Source organism: Senegalia sp. (in: firmicutes) (assembly GCF_052088025.1).
GTDB lineage: Bacteria > Bacillota > Clostridia > Tissierellales > SIT17 > Anaeromonas.
In genome coordinates this window covers 37,467-54,700 of record NZ_JBQCYD010000006.1, presented here as the reverse complement: position 1 = coordinate 54,700, position 17,234 = coordinate 37,467, and the positions used below count along the sequence as shown (strand labels likewise).

The 17,234-nt window shown below is 29.7% G+C and carries 17 protein-coding genes and 1 other annotated feature (1 of these 18 only partly in view); of the genes, 16 read left to right on the top strand and 1 reads right to left on the bottom strand.

All coding sequences use genetic code 11. The features are described from left to right. Positions 1–113: 113 nt before the first annotated feature. The 10 genes from ord (at position 114) to ACTHUW_RS02780 (ending at position 11,378) form a co-directional block, all read left to right on the top strand. On the top strand, positions 114–1,151 hold the full coding sequence (gene ord / locus ACTHUW_RS02825) for a 2,4-diaminopentanoate dehydrogenase (RefSeq protein ID WP_442198332.1): 1,038 nt from the start codon (positions 114–116) through the stop codon (positions 1,149–1,151). Positions 1,152–1,162: 11 nt separating this feature from the next. After that, a complete protein-coding gene (ortA, locus tag ACTHUW_RS02820; RefSeq protein ID WP_442198331.1) occupies positions 1,163–1,471 on the top strand; it encodes a 2-amino-4-oxopentanoate thiolase subunit OrtA in 309 nt (102 codons plus the stop codon). After that, positions 1,464–2,879 carry a 2-amino-4-oxopentanoate thiolase subunit OrtB gene (ortB, locus tag ACTHUW_RS02815; RefSeq protein ID WP_442198909.1) on the top strand — a complete coding sequence of 472 codons (1,416 nt, stop codon included), beginning with the start codon at positions 1,464–1,466 and terminating at the stop codon, positions 2,877–2,879. Before ortA ends, ortB begins: the two co-directional genes overlap by 8 nt. A gap of 15 nt (positions 2,880–2,894) precedes the next feature. Further along, positions 2,895–3,269 carry an ornithine aminomutase subunit alpha gene (locus ACTHUW_RS02810; protein ID WP_442198908.1) on the top strand — a complete coding sequence of 125 codons (375 nt, stop codon included), beginning with the start codon at positions 2,895–2,897 and terminating at the stop codon, positions 3,267–3,269. Next, a complete protein-coding gene (gene oraE / locus ACTHUW_RS02805; RefSeq protein WP_442198328.1) occupies positions 3,259–5,472 on the top strand; it encodes a D-ornithine 4,5-aminomutase subunit OraE in 2,214 nt (737 codons plus the stop codon). The genes ACTHUW_RS02810 and oraE overlap by 11 nt, the downstream gene beginning before the upstream one ends. Continuing rightward, a complete protein-coding gene (locus ACTHUW_RS02800) occupies positions 5,472–6,842 on the top strand; it encodes a GlmL-related ornithine degradation protein (RefSeq protein WP_442198327.1) in 1,371 nt (456 codons plus the stop codon). Before oraE ends, ACTHUW_RS02800 begins: the two co-directional genes overlap by 1 nt. Positions 6,843–6,853: 11 nt before the next feature. Beyond that, complete coding sequence (gene orr / locus ACTHUW_RS02795) at positions 6,854–7,918, top strand: ornithine racemase Orr (RefSeq protein ID WP_442212454.1); 1,065 nt, start codon at positions 6,854–6,856, stop codon at positions 7,916–7,918. 115 nt (positions 7,919–8,033) lie between these two features. Next, on the top strand, positions 8,034–9,296 hold the full coding sequence (locus ACTHUW_RS02790) for a replication-associated recombination protein A (RefSeq protein ID WP_442212452.1): 1,263 nt from the start codon (positions 8,034–8,036) through the stop codon (positions 9,294–9,296). A 79-nt stretch (positions 9,297–9,375) separates the two neighbouring features. Beyond that, complete coding sequence (locus tag ACTHUW_RS02785) at positions 9,376–10,467, top strand: carbohydrate kinase (RefSeq protein WP_442212449.1); 1,092 nt, start codon at positions 9,376–9,378, stop codon at positions 10,465–10,467. Next, positions 10,461–11,378: a pseudouridine-5'-phosphate glycosidase gene (locus ACTHUW_RS02780; RefSeq protein ID WP_442212447.1), complete on the top strand. Its 918-nt coding sequence runs from the start codon at positions 10,461–10,463 to the stop codon at positions 11,376–11,378. Before ACTHUW_RS02785 ends, ACTHUW_RS02780 begins: the two co-directional genes overlap by 7 nt. A 30-nt stretch (positions 11,379–11,408) precedes the next feature. Here ACTHUW_RS02780 and gdhA read toward each other — a convergent pair whose 3' ends face one another. Then, positions 11,409–12,746 carry an NADP-specific glutamate dehydrogenase gene (gdhA, locus tag ACTHUW_RS02775; RefSeq protein WP_442198903.1) on the bottom strand — a complete coding sequence of 446 codons (1,338 nt, stop codon included), beginning with the start codon at positions 12,744–12,746 and terminating at the stop codon, positions 11,409–11,411. A 170-nt stretch (positions 12,747–12,916) separates the two neighbouring features. Between gdhA and ACTHUW_RS02770 the strand changes: the two genes are divergently transcribed. From ACTHUW_RS02770 to ACTHUW_RS02745, 6 genes are all read left to right on the top strand, one after another. Continuing rightward, on the top strand, positions 12,917–13,360 hold the full coding sequence (locus tag ACTHUW_RS02770; RefSeq protein WP_442198674.1) for an RrF2 family transcriptional regulator: 444 nt from the start codon (positions 12,917–12,919) through the stop codon (positions 13,358–13,360). A gap of 69 nt (positions 13,361–13,429) precedes the next feature. Beyond that, positions 13,430–14,590, top strand: coding sequence for a cysteine desulfurase NifS (gene nifS, locus ACTHUW_RS02765; RefSeq protein WP_442198922.1), 1,161 nt, complete (start codon positions 13,430–13,432; stop codon positions 14,588–14,590). Next, positions 14,590–15,006: a Fe-S cluster assembly scaffold protein NifU gene (nifU, locus tag ACTHUW_RS02760; protein WP_442198675.1), complete on the top strand. Its 417-nt coding sequence runs from the start codon at positions 14,590–14,592 to the stop codon at positions 15,004–15,006. The genes nifS and nifU overlap by 1 nt, the downstream gene beginning before the upstream one ends. Positions 15,007–15,124: 118 nt before the next feature. Next, complete coding sequence (locus ACTHUW_RS02755) at positions 15,125–15,664, top strand: PRC-barrel domain-containing protein (protein ID WP_442197733.1); 540 nt, start codon at positions 15,125–15,127, stop codon at positions 15,662–15,664. A 33-nt stretch (positions 15,665–15,697) separates the two neighbouring features. Continuing rightward, positions 15,698–15,838, top strand: a complete 141-nt coding sequence (locus ACTHUW_RS02750; protein ID WP_442197732.1) for a hypothetical protein — start codon at positions 15,698–15,700, stop codon at positions 15,836–15,838. Positions 15,839–15,886: 48 nt separating this feature from the next. Then, a complete protein-coding gene (locus tag ACTHUW_RS02745) occupies positions 15,887–17,059 on the top strand; it encodes an AI-2E family transporter (RefSeq protein ID WP_442197731.1) in 1,173 nt (390 codons plus the stop codon). A gap of 52 nt (positions 17,060–17,111) precedes the next feature. After that, positions 17,112–17,234, top strand: a binding site (T-box leader); it runs 71 nt beyond the window's last position.

The window sequence follows — 17,234 nt, the reverse complement described above, 5'->3', positions numbered from 1 at the left end:
AAAAATTGCCTGCCTATTGAATTTACTCAAATTAATAGCTTATATTTTTTAAATATAGTTGGCAAGGATATTGCAAGTATATAATAATAGTAAAAATTATGGAGGTGCATTCAATGGAAAAAGTAAAAGTAATGTTATGGGGTTTTGGTGCTATGGGTAGTGGAATGGCAAAAATGTTATTAAATAAAAAAGGAGTAGAAATTGTAGGAGTATGCAATAGAAGTAAGAATGGAAAAAGTATATTTGAGATAATGAATATTGAAAGAGGAGATCATCCAGATGTATTAATAAATTCAGATATTGAAGAAGTAATGAACACAAATCCAGATATTGCTTTGGTTGCAACTGATTCATACACTGAAAAAACGTTTTCAAAATTAAAATTATTAATGGAAAATAAAATAAATGTTATTTCTACTGCTGAAGAAATGGCTTATCCTAGCGCTCAGAATCCAGAATTAGCTGAAAAATTAGATGCTATTGCAAAAGAAAACAATGTATCCGTCTTAGGTACTGGTATCAATCCTGGTTTGATTATGGATTTATTAGTGGTTTGTCTTACTGGTGCTATGACTGATGTAGAGCATATTGAAGCAGAGAGAGTTAACAGTCTTTCACCATTTGGAGCAGTTGTTATGGAAGAGCAAGGCGTTGGAATAAAGGTAGATGAATTTGAAAAGGGAGTAAAAGAAGGAACACTTGCAGGTCATGTTGGTTTTAAAGAATCCATCCATATGATTGGTGATGCTATAGGTTGGCCTGTAGAAAAATTTGAACAACAAATGAAACCAATAGTAACAAGTGTAGATAGAAAAGCTCCTCATGGTTTTGCAAAAGCAGGAGATGTGGCTGGTGTTAATATGACAGGACAAGGATATGTAGATGGAGAAGTGAAAATTGATATGAAGCATCCTCAACAAATAGAACCTGAAATGGAAGGAACTAATACTGGAGATTATATAAGAATAAAAGGTACACCAGAAATTAATATGGCAATAAATCCAGAAGTTGAAGGCGGACTTGGAACAATTGCAATGTGTGTAAATATGATTCCACATGTTATAAATGCTCATAGTGGACTTAAAACTATGCTTGATTTACCTGTTCCAAGAGCAATTATGGGTGATATGAGAAAATTAATAAGAAAGTAGGGATATGAGAGATGGCAAAAAAAGGTGAATGGGTAAGAATATATAATGTAGTGCTAGAAGCTAATGAAAGAGCACAACAAGTACCAGATGATACGAAAAAAGTACCTCTTGAAATGTGGGATAAAGGATTTCTATTAGAGAAAGAAGCTGAAATAGGTGATGATGTAGAGGTTGAAACTTATATAGGTAGAAAAATAAAAGGAGAATTATTAGAAGTTGATCCATATTATAGTCATAGTTATGGGAAATCTGTTCCTGAACTATTATATATAGGTAGACAATTAAGAAGTATTTTAGAAGAAGGTGAAGATAATGAATAAAGATATGAGTTATGAAGGCGTTATGAGCCGAAAAAATGAAATAATGAAAAAGGCTGTAGGTATAGATTATGAAGTTTTTGAAACTGAAGGAATACGTTTTGATTATGAAGATATGATGCATAAAACAGGTTATGATTTATCTGAAATTCAAAAAGCGCAAAAAGAAACAGGTGTTGGCAATACTCCTCTTTTGGAACTTAAAAATATTACTAAGCTTGCAAGAAAATTTGCACCTAGTGGAAAGGGTGCTAGAATATTTATAAAAGATGAAGCCTCAAATCCTTCTGGAAGCTACAAAGCAAGACGTGCTGCAACTAGTGTTTATCATGCAAAGAAAAATGGATATAAAGGCGTTATAGCAGCTACAAGTGGAAATTATGGAGCAGCAGTAGCAAGTCAAGCTGCTATGCTTGGACTTAAATGTATAATAGTACAAGAATGTTATGATTCTCGTGGTAAGGGACAACCAGAAATAGTAGAAAAGGCTAGAAAGTGTGAAGCATATGGTGCAGAAGTATTACAACTAACTGTAGGGCCTGAACTCTTTTATATATTTCTAAAACTATTAGAAGAAACTGGATATTTTAATGCTTCACTTTATACTCCATTTGGTATAGCTGGAGTTGAAACACTAGGATATGAAATTGCAATGCAATTTAGAGAACTAGAAGGACGCGATCCAGATGTGGTGGTTGCAACCAATGCTGGAGGTGGAAACCTTACAGGAACGGCAAGAGGCCTTATAAAAGCAGGTGCAGATGATGTAGAAGTAATAGGAGCAAGTGTAAACTTAAAAGGGCTTCATATGGCAAGTGACACAGAGTTTAATAAGAAATCATTTACTACAGGCCATACTGGATTTGGAATACCTTTTGCAACTTGGCCTGATAGATCAGATGTACCACGTTCTGCAGCTAGACCTCTTAGGTATATGGATAGATATGTAACTGTAAATCAAGGTGAAGTATTTTATATAACTGAAGCCTTAGCACAAATTGAAGGACTTGAAAGAGGACCTGCTGGAAACACATCCTTAGCAGCTGCATTTTCATTAGCACAGGAATTAGATGAAGATAAGATAATTGTAGTTCAAGAGACAGAATATACTGGAGCTGGAAAACATATAAATCCTCAATTATCATTTGCTAAAGATAATGGTGTGGATATAAAGGTTGGAAATCCAGAAGATGAAATACCAGGAGAAAATATAATTTTACCTAAAGATCCATCGCTTATAAAAGCACGTGATTTAGATTTAGAAAAAATAAAGAAATCATATATCAAAAACTGTATAAAAAACAATGAAAACATTAAAATTACACAAGAAGATATAGAGTTTTTAGCTAAAGATACAAAGGCAAGTAAAGAATTTGTAGAAAAGACAATAGATGATTTAAAGAATAATTAATTGGAGGTATATTATATGAAAAGAAACGATGATTTTAAAGAAAGAAGAAAGCATTTAGCTGATTTATCTGAATCAGAACTTGAAAGTAAATTTTGGGAATTAGCTGAAAAAATAATGGATCCAGTAGTTGATTTAGCTAAAAAGAATACAACTCCTTCTATAGAAAGATCTGTAATTATGAGAATGGGATTTTCTAGTATAGAATCAAAGGCAATAGTTGAAGGAGTTATAGATAGAGGTCTTATGGGAAAAGGCGCAGGAAATGTATTATACAAACTATCAAAAGATAAAAATTTAGAAATAAGAGAAACAGGACTTAAACTATTAGATGGAGAACTTTGGGATAGGGCCATAGAATTATTTAATGGAGGTGGAAGAAGTGAACATTAAAACTAATGAAAGATTAAACATAGAAGAGATATTAAAAGACTTGGATAAATATAGACCAAGAAGAAGAGGTTGGACTTGGAGAAAAGGCACAGGTGAAAAAAGAAAAATAGGTCAATTTGAATATTATGATAGCTCAGAAAGCCTTGATAAAAGTCAACCCTTACCATCAGCCCATTATTTTAATGATATTGACCCTCAACCTACCAATATAATAACTACAGAAATAGCCTCTGGAAGATTTGAAGATGATATTAGAAGAATGAGAATGGCAGCATGGCATGGAGCTGATCATCTTATGGTTATTAGAACTGCAGGACAAAGTCATTTTGATGGTTTGATTGAAGGTACACCACAAGGTATTGGTGGAATACCTATAACAAGAAAACAAGTTAGAGCTCAAAGAAAAGCACTAGATATAATAGAAGATGAAGTGGGTAGACCTATAAATTATCATTCATATGTAAGTGGTGTTTCGGGACCTGAAATAGCAGTTATGTTTGCAGAAGAAGGAGTAAATGGAGCGCATCAAGATCCGCAATATAATGTATTATATAGAAATATAAATATGGTTAGGTCTTTTGTAGATGCAGCAAATGCTAAATGTGTAATGGCACATTCAGGTATTGTGCAGATAGATGGTGCACATAATGCTAATGCAACAGCAAGAGAAGCTTGGAAGGTAATGCCAGAACTCATGGTTCAGCATGCAATTAATTCTATATTTTCTGTAAAATCTGGAATGAAAAAAGAAGATATTGCCTTATCTACAGTACCACCAACAGCTCCACCTGCTCCTAGTATGAGATTAGATTTACCTTATGCAGTAGCACTTAGAGAGTTATTTAGTGAATATAAAATGAGAGCACAACAAAATACAAAATATATGGGATCTTCAACAAGAGAAGCAACAGTTACTCATACATTAAACCTACTAATATCAAAATTAACTAGAGCAGAAATACAATCTACTATAACACCTGATGAAGGTAGAAATGTACCTTGGCATATATACAACATTGAAGGTACTGATACTGCCAAACAAGCTCTTGTAGGTATGGATGGATTAATGGAAATGATTGAGCTTAAAAGAGATAAAGGTGAACTTGCTGATAAGGTACGTGAATTAAAAGAAAGAGCAATATTGTTTATGGAAGAAATACTAGAAGTAGGAGGATATTTCAATGCAGTAGAGCAAGGATTTTTTGTAGATTCTGGAGAGTATCCTGAAAGAAATGGTGATGGAATAGCAAGAAAAATAGATGGTGGAATTGGTGAAGGAGCTATATTTGAAAGAGATAAAGATTATATGGCACCAGTTACTGCATTCTTTGGTTATAATAATATTAAGCAATATGATGAAAGTGCAATTGAAGATCCATCAAAATTAATAGGTGGAGATACATTAAAGGATTCGGATAAAATTGTTTATATCGATGAATTAGATGAAAATGACAATGTTAACTTAAGACTTGCTGAAACTGAAGAGCTAAGGGAATCAAGTAAGATAAAACCTGAAATGGAATGGAAGGGTGATGGAATAGTACAAACCACACTATTCTTACCAATAGATGAAAGAACAGCAGAATTTGCAGCAATAGAAATTGGTAAAAAGATGGGTTTACTTGATGTTGAAGTAATTCACAAAGAAATTATGCAAGAAGCTGAAGGTACGAGAGTAGAGATAAAAGGAAAGGTAGATTTTTCTATTGATTTAGATAAATTAGTAATACCTCCAAAACCTAAAGTAATGACTGATGAAGAAATTAGAGAAGATATAGAAAATAATCCTATGACTATTGTAGCAGGAACAGTTGGAGAAGATGAGCATTCAGTTGGTTTAAGAGAGATAATAGATATAAAACATGGTGGCATAGAAAAATATGGTATAAATGTTAATTATCTTGGAACTTCAGTTCCCGTAGAAAAGCTTGTAGATGCCGCTATAGAATTAAATGCTGATGCAATACTTGTTTCAACAATAATAAGTCATGATAATGTACATTATAAAAATATGAAAATTATAAATGACTTAGCAATAGAAAAAGGTATAAGGGAAAATATTGTTATAGTAGCAGGTGGAACTCAAGTAACACCAGAAATTGCAGAGAAAAATGGTATGGATGCAGGTTTTGGAAGGGGCACCAAAGGAATAAATGTTGCTACAGCTCTAGTAAAGAAAAGAAGACAAAGGAATGAAAAGTAATGAAAATTAATGTTTTAGTTGCTGAGATAGGTTCTACTACCACAGTAATAAATGCATTTAATAATATTTTCAGTGAAAATCCTGAGTTTATTGGTCAGGGTCAATCTGCTACAACGGTTGCAGAAAATGATGTGAATATTGGAGTAAATAATGCAATAATTGATTTAAAGAAAAATTTGAATATAAAAGAATTAAAATATGACAAATTAATTGCAACCAGCTCAGCAGCTGGGGGCCTTAGGATGACTGTTCATGGCTTGGTATATGACATGACAGTAAGAGCTGCAAAAGAAGCAGCTCTTGGGGCTGGAGCAAATATACATCAAATAACTGCAGGAAAACTTAGAAGGACTGATATTAAAAAGTTAAAAGAAATAAATCCTAATATTATACTTATTGCAGGTGGAGTGGATTATGGTGAACGTGATACTGCGATTTTCAATGCAGAAAAAATTTCAGAATTAAATTTAGATGTACCTGTAATATATGCTGGGAATATTGAAAATGATGAGGAAATAAAATTAATATTTGAAGATTATCCAGGTAAGTTATATATTATAGAAAATGTATATCCTAAGATAGATACTTTAAATATAGAACCTACAAGAAAAGTTATTCAAGATGTATTTGAAGAACATATAATCCATGCTCCAGGAATGGAAAAAGTTAAGGATATGGTAAATGGTCATATTATGCCTACACCAGGAGCAGTTATGGAAGCATCTAAGCTCTTAAAAGAACATGTAGGTGACATTATAACTATTGATGTAGGAGGAGCTACAACAGACCTTCATTCTGTTACAGAAGGAAGTGAAGAAGTAAATAGAATTCTGATAAGCCCTGAACCAATAGCTAAAAGAACAGTAGAAGGTGATTTAGGGGTTTATATAAACATGAAAAATATAGTGGAAAGAATAGGTAAGGATAATTTAACTAAACAACTAGCTATTACAAAAGAACAATTGGAAGAATTAATTAAAAATCATAAACCTATACCAGAATCTGATATAGAAAAAAGATTTGTAGGGGAACTTACAAAAGAAGCTGTAATTACTTCTGTAAAAAGACATGCTGGGAAATTTAGATCCTTATATGGAGATTCAGGCAAGAAAACTGTAGCAGAAGGCAAGGATTTAACAAATATAAAATATATTATTGGTACTGGTGGAGCCCTAAGCAGACTTCCAAAAAGTATGGAAATAATGGAATCAATTGCAAAAAGCAATAAAGGTAATGATTTATTTCCAAATCAAGAGGCTTTGATTTTAATTGATAATGATTATATTATGGCATCATTAGGTGTTTTATCTATAGAATATCCTTTGGCTGCCATTAAATTACTTAAGAAAAGTCTAAATATGAATATATAAAGGAGTAAGATATGACTTATCCAAAAATCACAATTAATAAGAATAAATTAAAAGAAAATGTTGAGATATTAGTAGATATATGTAAGAGACAAGGAATTATTCCAGGAGGAGTTACAAAAGTTTTTTCAGGTAATTCTGAACTAGTTAATATATTGATTGAAGGAGGGATAGAATTTTTAGCTGATTCTAGAATAGAAAATCTAGAGTTATTTAAAGATATTCCCTTACCTAAACTAATGCTCAGGTTACCTATGCTTTCAGAAGTTGAAAAGATAGTGGATTATGCTGATATGTCTTTAAACTCAGAGCTTCTAACTATAAAAAAGTTATCAGAAGTTGCATTAGAAAAAGAAAAGGTTCACAAGATTATACTTATGATAGATCTGGGAGATTTAAGGGAAGGTATATTTGAGGAATCAGAAGTTTATGAACTAATTAAGGATATAATAGAACTAAAAGGTATAAAGTTAGTGGGACTTGGTACTAATCTAACTTGCCATGGTGGCGTCATACCTACCAATGATAATCTTAAGAGATTATCAGAAATAAAAGAAAACATAGAGGAAAAATTTAAACTAAATATAGAAATATTATCTGGAGGGAATTCTTCTTCACTACATTTATTAGAAAAAAATGATATGCCTGCTCAAATAAATCAATTGCGACTTGGTGAATCATTAATATTAGGTAGAGAAACAGCATATGGCAATCTAATCAAAGGAACCCATAGTGATGTATTTCAATTAATTACTGAATTAATAGAGATAAGAGAAAAACCTTCGATACCTATAGGGGAAATAGGTTTGGATGCTTTTGGTAGAAAACCTACTTTTATTGATAAAGGAAAAAGAAAAAGAGGGATATGTGCTATAGGAAAACAAGATATAGATATAGAAGATTTAATAACTGTTGATGAAAATATAAATATAATAGGTCAAAGTAGTGATCATTTAATTGTAGATTTAACTGATAGTAAGGATGAATATAAACTAGGAGATAAAGTAAAGTTTGATCTTAATTATGGAGGCATATTAAAACTTATGACTTCTAAATATGTATGTAAAGAGATAGAGTAAAATAAAAATAAAATGATAATGATAATAATTGATATGTTATAGGTGATGATATATTATTGTATGTAAGGATATAAGAATTTTCTTATATCCTTAATTTTTTAGAAAAGGTGATAATATGAAACCTCTTGCAGATCTTATAAGACCAAAAAGATTAGATGAAGTTTTAGGACAATCTCATATATTAGGTGATAATAAATTACTTAAAAACATAATAGAATCAAAACATATACCAAATATGATTTTTTATGGTCCACCAGGAACTGGAAAAACTACAGTGGCAAATATAATAGCAGATTCTACAAATAAAAAATTGTATAAATTAAATGCTACTAATGCTTCAATAAAAGATATAAAATTAATTATTGATGAATTAGATACTTTTTTAGCTAAAGACGGAATACTTTTGTATTTAGATGAAATACAAAATTTCAATAAAAAACAACAACAATCATTACTTAAATTCATAGAAAATGGACAAATAACACTTATATCAAGTACTACAGAAAATCCATACTTTACAATATTTAATGCAATAATAAGTAGATCTACTATATTTGAATTTAAAAAAATAAGTAATAGTGAAATAGTAAAAGGACTTAAAAGAGCTATAAAGATAGCAGAAACAGATATAGCTGATAGAGAAATTAAATATAGTGATAAAGCTCTAGAATATATAGCAAATATGTCAAATGGAGATGTAAGACGATCTTTAAATGATTTAGAATCTGCAATATATTATAGTTTCAATAAAGAAATTATTTCAATTGATATAGATGTAGCAAAAGAGTGTACTCAAACTTCTGGTTTTAATTATGATAAATTTGGAGATAATCATTATGATACTTTAAGTGCTTTTCAAAAATCTATAAGGGGAAGTGACATACAAGCTTCTATTCATTATTTAGCAAGGCTTATAAAAGCAGGAGACCTTATATCTATTTGTAGACGTCTTTTAGTAATAGCAGCTGAAGATATAGGCCTTGCTTATCCAAATGCATTAACTATAACAAATAGCGCTGTAGAAGCAGCCTATAAACTAGGATTACCTGAAGCTAGAATCCCTTTAGCAGAAGCTGTTGTATTACTTGCTAGTTCTCCCAAATCTAACTCTTCATATATAGCTATAAATAAAGCTCTAGATGATTTAGATAAAGGAAATATTGGTGATATTCCAGATCATCTAAAGGATAGCCATTATAAAGGCTCAAAAGATATGGGAAGAGGAATAGAATATATTTATCCTCATAATTTTAAAAATCACTATGTAGAACAAAATTATTTACCGGGAAATTTAAAGAACAAAAAATATTATGAACCAGCTAATAATAAACTTGAAAAGAAATATGATGAATATCAAAAAAAATTAAGAGAAAAATAATAATTATACTTGAAAAAAAATAATAAATATAGTATTATATAAGCATAAGCTTATAATATAAACTTAAGTTGGTGAAAAGATGACTGATAGAGAACGTGAAATTTTAAAGATAATAAGTGAAAATCCCCTTATAAGCCAAAAACAACTTGCTGAAATATTGGATATAAAAAGATCTTCTGTTGCAGTTCATATTGGCAATTTAATAAAAAAGGGAATTATAAAGGGAAAAGGATATATTCTTAACAATGAAGAAATAATAATTATAGGTGGAAGTAATATAGATATTCAAGGTTTTAGTAAAGACAAACTTATAAGAAACGATTCAAATCCAGGTGATGTTGAACTTTCTGTAGGTGGAGTTGCAAGAAACATTGCTGAAAACCTATCTTTATTAGGGGAAAAAATCAATTTAATTTCTGCTCTAGGTGATGATATATATGGTAAGAAGATATTAAATGAACTTAGAAACTCTAATATAGTTACAGATAATATTTTAATTTCAAAAAAACATCCTACATCTACCTACTTATCTATATTAGATAGTGATGGTGATATGGATATTGCTATTTCTGCTATGGATATTTTTGATGAAATTACAAGTGATTATATAAGAGAAAAATCAGGAATTATAAATATGGCTAAATGTATTGTTATTGACACTAATTTATCTAAAGATACTATAGATTATATTGTTAATAATTTTAGTGATAAAGATATATTTATAGATACAGTATCCACTACCAAGGCTTTAAAAATAAAAGATATTATAGGGAAATTTCATACTATAAAACCCAATAAATATGAAGCAGAAATACTTAGTGGAATTAGTATAGATACAAAAGTTGATTTAGAAAAAGCAGCAGATTTTTTTCTGGATCAAGGTGTTAAAAATATAGTTATTACTCTTGGAAAAGATGGAGTATTTTATAAGAATGAAAATGTATCAGGTCATATAAAAAGTCCCAAGATAAACATCATAAATGCTACAGGAGCAGGTGATTCCTTTATTGCAGCTTTAATACATGGGCATTTAAATGATTTTCCTATTGAAAAAAGTGTAGTATTTTCAATAGCTACTTCTATAATTACAATGAGAAGTCATGATACAGTAAGTAAAAATATATCTAAAGATAATATTAATAAAATAATAAAGGAGATGAATATATGTTAAATAAATATATTGAAATAAAAGAAGAGGTAAAAAAAGCACTAGAAGAAAATAAAGCAGTTGTTTCTCTAGAATCAACTATAATTAGTCATGGAATGCCTTATCCTCAAAATGTAGAAACAGCAAGAAAGGTAGAGGAAATAGTAAGAGAAAATGGTTCTATTCCAGCTACAATTGCTATTTTAGATGGAAAAATAAAGGTTGGTTTAACTGATGAAGAGCTAGAATATTTAGGGAAAGCAAAAAATGTAGTAAAAGCAAGTAGACGTGATTTACCATTTATATTAGCTAAAAAGTTAAATGGAGCAACAACAGTAGCTTCAACTATGATTATAAGTGATCTTGTAGGAATCAGAGTTTTTGCAACTGGAGGAGTAGGTGGAGTTCATAGAGGGGCTCAGCAAACTTTTGATATATCTGCAGATTTAATGGAACTAGCACATACTAATGTTGCTGTAGTATGCGCAGGAGTAAAATCTATTTTAGATATAGGCTTAACATTAGAATATCTTGAAACTCAAGGAGTACCGGTAATAGGATTTGCTACAGATGAATTCCCTGCTTTTTATACCAGAAAAAGTGGATTTAATGTAGATTATAGGGTTGATGATACAAAAGAACTTGCTAAGGCTATAAAAACAAAATGGGATTTAAATCTAGATGGTGGACTTGTAATAAGTAATCCAATACCAGAAGAATATGAGATGGATAGTGAAAAGATAAATACTGCTATAGAAAATGCTGTAAAAGAAGCAGAAGAAAAAGGAATAAAAGGAAAAGAAACTACACCTTTCTTATTATCTAAGATTAAAGATATAACACAAGGAAAAAGTTTAGAATCAAATATAGAATTAGTATATAATAATGCACTTGTAGCTTCAAAGCTTGCATATGATTTATCAAATGAAAAATAAATAATTAAAAAAGCTTCCCATATGGGAAGCTTATATTATGCCCTGAGAAAGCATAGCTTCTGCTACTTTGATAAATCCAGCTATATTAGCACCAGCAATATAGTTGTTTTTATCACTATACATCTTGGCAGAATTACTTGTTGTTTCAAAAATATTCTCCATTATTTCTTTCAATTTTGTATCTACTTCTTCAAATGTCCATGATAGACGAATGCTATTTTGACTCATTTCAAGAGCTGAAGTTGAAACCCCACCTGCATTTGCAGCCTTAGCTGGAGCAACTAAAATATCATTTTCAAGAAATAGTTTGAGTGCATCATTTGTACAAGGCATGTTTGCACCTTCACCAATAAATTTGACTCCATTTTCAACTAATTTTTTTGCCTCATCTAAAGTTATATCGTTTTGTGTGGCACAAGGAAGTGCTAGATCACATTTTACATTCCATATATTTTTTTGACCTTCATAATATTTTGCATTTTCATGATATTTGACATACTCACTTATTCTTTTTCTTTCAACTTCTTTTATTCTTTTGATTGTTTCTATATTTATTCCATCTTCATCATAAATATATCCCTTAGAATCACACATAGCTATGACATGTGCACCCATTTGAATTGACTTTTCACAAGCATGAATTGCTACATTACCAGCTCCAGATATAATGATTTTTTGGTTTTTTAAAGAGTGATTATTTTCTTCTAACATTCTTTTTACAAAATAGATAAGACCATATCCAGTAGCTTCATTTCTTACAAGTGATCCTCCATATGTAAGGCCTTTACCAGTAAAAACGCCAGCTTCATAACCATTTTTTAATTTCTTGTATTGTCCAAATAAATATCCTATTTCTCTTTTTCCTACACCTATATCACCCGCTGGAATATCTACATCTGCACCAATATGCCTGTATAATTCATTCATAAAAGATTGACAAAATCTCATTATTTCTCCATCTGATTTATTTTTAGGATCAAAATCAGATCCACCCTTACCTCCACCTATTGGAAGTCCGGAAAGAGAATTTTTAAATATTTGTTCAAAACCTAAGAATTTGATTATACCTGAATATACGGATGGATGAAAGCGTATACCGCCTTTATATGGACCTATTGCACTATTAAACTGCACTCTAAAACCTCTATTAACATTTACATTTCCCTTATCATCTACCCAAGGAACCCTGAAAATTATTTGTCTTTCTGGTTCTACCAATCTTTCTAAAATACCTATATTTCTATATCGTGCGTTTTTTTCAATCACAGGTTTAAGTGTAGTTAATACTTCTTCTACAGCTTGATAAAACTCAGGCTCATGAGGGTTTCTCTTTTTAACATCCCTTAATACCTTTTCAATTACATCCATATTACCAACTCCTTTTATATCTTATACCCTAATACTTAATAAAATATAAGTAAGTGTATAAAATTTTTAGAATTTAAATAATATAGATAAAATCTTGACAAAAATACTCGGATATATTATACTGAAATTATAATACCAACCCATATAGTAGGGATTGAAAGGGTGAGAATATGAAACTATCCACAAAAGGTAGATATGGTCTCAAGGCTATGTTTGAATTAGCTCTACATTTTGGAAAAGGACCTCTTGCGCTTAAATATATTGCAGAGAAGCAAAGCATATCTGAACATTATTTAGAACAATTAATAGCAATACTTAAAAAAGATGGATTGGTAAATAGTGTGCGTGGTGCTCAAGGTGGATACCTTTTATCAAAAGATCCAAAAGACATTTCTGTAGGAGATATAATACGTTCATTAGAAGGAAGTGTTGCTCCAGCTGATTGTGTAATAGAAGGCGAACCGGTTGAATGTCCAAAAGGAGAATACTGCGTTACAAGAGGTGTTTGGATTAAAATTAGAGATAGTATAAATGATGTAATTGATACTTTGACGCTACAAAACATGGTAGATGAACAAAAGGACATAAATGGAAATTATATGTATTATATATAATTGTGAAATTTGATTTTTAAAAGTAGAATATGATTAATAGGAGATGAGAAATTGAAGAGAAATATTTATATGGATAATTCTGCAACTACACCAGTAAAAAAAGAAGTTCTAGATAGTATGATTCCATATTTTACTGAAGTTTATGGAAATCCTTCAAGTATATATAAAGAAGGAAGACAAGCAAAAAAAGCATTGGATGAATCAAGAGAACAGGTAGCAAAAATATTAGGAGCAAATTCTAAAGAAATATATTTTACTAGTGGGGGCTCTGAATCTGATAATTGGGCGATAAAAGGAGTTGCACTTGCTAATAAAAACAAAGGAAACCATATTATCACTACAAAAGTGGAGCATCATGCTGTACTTCATACTTGTGAATATTTAGAGAGAAATGGTTTTGAAGTTACCTATTTAGATGTAGATGAATATGGAATGATTGATTTAGATGATTTAAAAAATACAATAAGAGATAATACTATATTAATAAGTATAATTTATGCTAACAATGAAGTTGGAACTATACAACCTATAGCTGAAATTGGAAAAATTGCTAAAGAAAATAATATATTTTTTCACACAGATGCAGTTCAAGCGATAGGAAACATAGAAATTGATGTAGATGAATTAGGTATTGATTTATTATCATTATCTGCACATAAGTTTTATGGTCCAAAGGGCGTTGGCGCACTATATATAAGAAAAAATGTAAAATTACATCCATATATACATGGAGGAGCTCAAGAGAGAAATAGAAGAGCAGGAACTGAAAGTATAGCAAATATTGTAGGACTTACAAAAGCTTTAGAAATTGCATATGAGAATTTAGAGTCTCATAATGAAAAGATGATATCTTTAAGAGATGAATTAATAAAGAAAATAATGGATAATATCAGTCATGTGAAATTAAATGGTCACCCAGAAAAAAGATTACCTGGGAATATAAATGTATCACTTAAATTCATAGAAGGTGAAGCATTGCTTTTAAGTTTAGATATGGTAGGGATTGCAGCATCTAGTGGATCAGCATGCACTTCAGGTTCTCTTGATCCATCCCATGTATTACTTGCTATGGGATTACCACATGAAATAGCTCATGGGTCATTAAGATTATCACTTGGAGATTTTAATAAAGAAGATGAAATAGATTATGTAGTAGAAAATCTAAAGGTAATAGTAGACAGGTTAAGAGCTATGTCACCATTATATGATGAATTAAAGGAGGAGAATTAATGTATTCTGAAAAAGTTATGGAGCATTTTACTAATCCAAGAAACGTAGGAGAAATTAAAGATGCAGATGGTATAGGTGAAGTAGGTAATGCTAAATGTGGAGATATTATGAGGATGTACCTTAAAATAGAGGAAGATAGAATAGTTGATATAAAATTCAAGACATTTGGTTGTGGTTCTGCTATAGCATCATCTAGTATGGCAACTGAACTTATAAAAGGAAAAACTATAGAAGATGCCTTGAAGATAACAAATAAAGCAGTTGCTGAAGCTTTAGATGGACTTCCACCTATTAAAATGCATTGTTCAGTACTTGCTGAAGAAGCTATTAAAGCTGCACTAAAAGATTATTCTGAAAAAAGTGGTGTAGAAATAGAAGCACTAAAAGATTTTGTGCCAAAAGAAGATCATCATTAAGCTACTGAATTTCAGTAGCTTTTTTTATTTTTAAAAAAAATAATAAAAAAAGTTTGAGTGTTAATAATAAGTATATATATAATATATAAAACAGATAGGAAAGTGAGGTGTGATTTTTTTGAAAAGTATTAATAAAATAATGAGATATAGCATAATAAACAATAATACTGGAGAACAAATAGCAAGCATAAAGGATATAATTTTTTCTGAAAAAAAACTGCGAGTATTAGCATTTGTAATTTCAGAAGGTGGTATTTTTAAAGATGAAAAAATAATAAGATATGAAAACATTTCCAATATAGGCAAGGATTTTTTTTCAATTGACAAAGATAATATAATTGAAAAATTAAAGGATTTCCCAAGTTTAGAAGATATAAATGAAAAGCAGAATAAATTATTGGGTTTAAAAGTTATAATAGAAGATAAAGAAGTCTTAGGCTATATAAATGATATAATATTTGATGAAAAAAATGGAAATATAGCTGGTTTTTATTTAACTGATGGCATCATACAAGATATATTAGAAGGTAGAAACACTATCCCTTATATGGAAGATATGATTATAACCGAAGAAGCTGTAATAATAAATAAGAAATTTAAGGATGAATATGAAAAAAATAAAGAAAATTACAAAAAACTACCTGATTTAGATTTATAAATTTGCACAAACTACAATAGAGGAGCTGATAATATGACTAAAAAAATTATGAATAGTATAATTGCTGGAACTGTTTTATCTGCTGTAGGAATGTATGCATCAGCTAAAATGAGTCCTAAACAAAGAAGAAAAATGATGAAAAATACTAGAAATATGTTTACAAATATGATCTAGTGTATTAAGGCAGCTTAAGCTGCCTTAATAATTATAGGGGGAAAGAATATGAATTTTAGTTTTGTATTAGATATTTTAAAAGAAGTATCTATAATATTTATTTTGGCTATTTTAGCTTATTTTTTAGTTCAATTTGGCAATAAATATATAGATAAGAATAAAGAATTACATATAAGTAAAAAAAGACTCGCAGGAATTTTATTGCTAATATTTTTTATAGTAATCTTATATTTTATATTTATGATTAATGGATTAAGAAGTATATTATTTACATTAATTATATCAATATCTTTAGCTTATATAATCAATCCTTTAGTTAATTTTTTGGAAAAAAAGAAGGTTAAAAGAGTCTTTGGAATATTACTCATATATATAGGTATTTTAGGTATTATATATCTTATTTCTGTATTAATTATTCCAGCAATATTTAAAGAAGTAAAGGATTTAGTTGAATTATTACCTAAATATACTGATGAAATAAGTAATTTTAGCAATGATTTTTATAATAACTACTATAAAAATTTAGATAATTTACCTTTTGGATTAAATCAAATTAAAGATACTATAGAAAATAATATATCAAATGTACAAGAAATATTATTAGATGCAGCAAGTGGAACTATGAATTTTATAATGAACTTTTTCTCTAAAGCTTTAAATGTTGTATTAATACCAATAATAGTATTTTATTTAGTTAAAGATAAAGATTATTTTAAGAAAAATGTTATACTTACAATACCAAATAAGCATAGAACTTCTTTAATAAGTTTATCTCGTGAAATAGATTACTCTTTAGGAAATTTTATTAGGGGACAGTTAACAATAGCAGCTTTTGTTGGTACTTTAACAGCCATAGGATTATTGATATTAGATGTAAATTATGCTTTTACCATAGGACTTATTGCTGGAGTAACAAATGTAATTCCATACTTTGGAGCAGTAATAGGTGGAGGAATTGGGATGTTTTTTGCATTTTTAGATACTCCTATAAAAGCTCTTTGGGTTTTGATATTATTTATAGTAGTAAATCAAATTGAAGGTAATTTCCTGCAGCCTAAGATAATGGGTGATAAAGTAGGACTTCATCCAATAATTATAATAATTGCATTATTAGTAGCTGGTAATTTATTTGGAATAATTGGAATGCTTATAGCTGTTCCTATAGCAACTACAGTTAAAATAGTGTTTTCTCATATAATTAGAAAGATAAGTAGTATGTAGTATTGACAAATGTGCCTATAATTCTTATAATTAATATAAAGAAAATTAAATATTTATAGTTATGATAGAGAATAGTATATATATTATTATCTTTAGAGAGAGTATGGTTGGTGAAAATACTTGTTAGTTATATATAGAAGCTACTCTTAAACTTAATTCTTTAAAAAGAATTCGG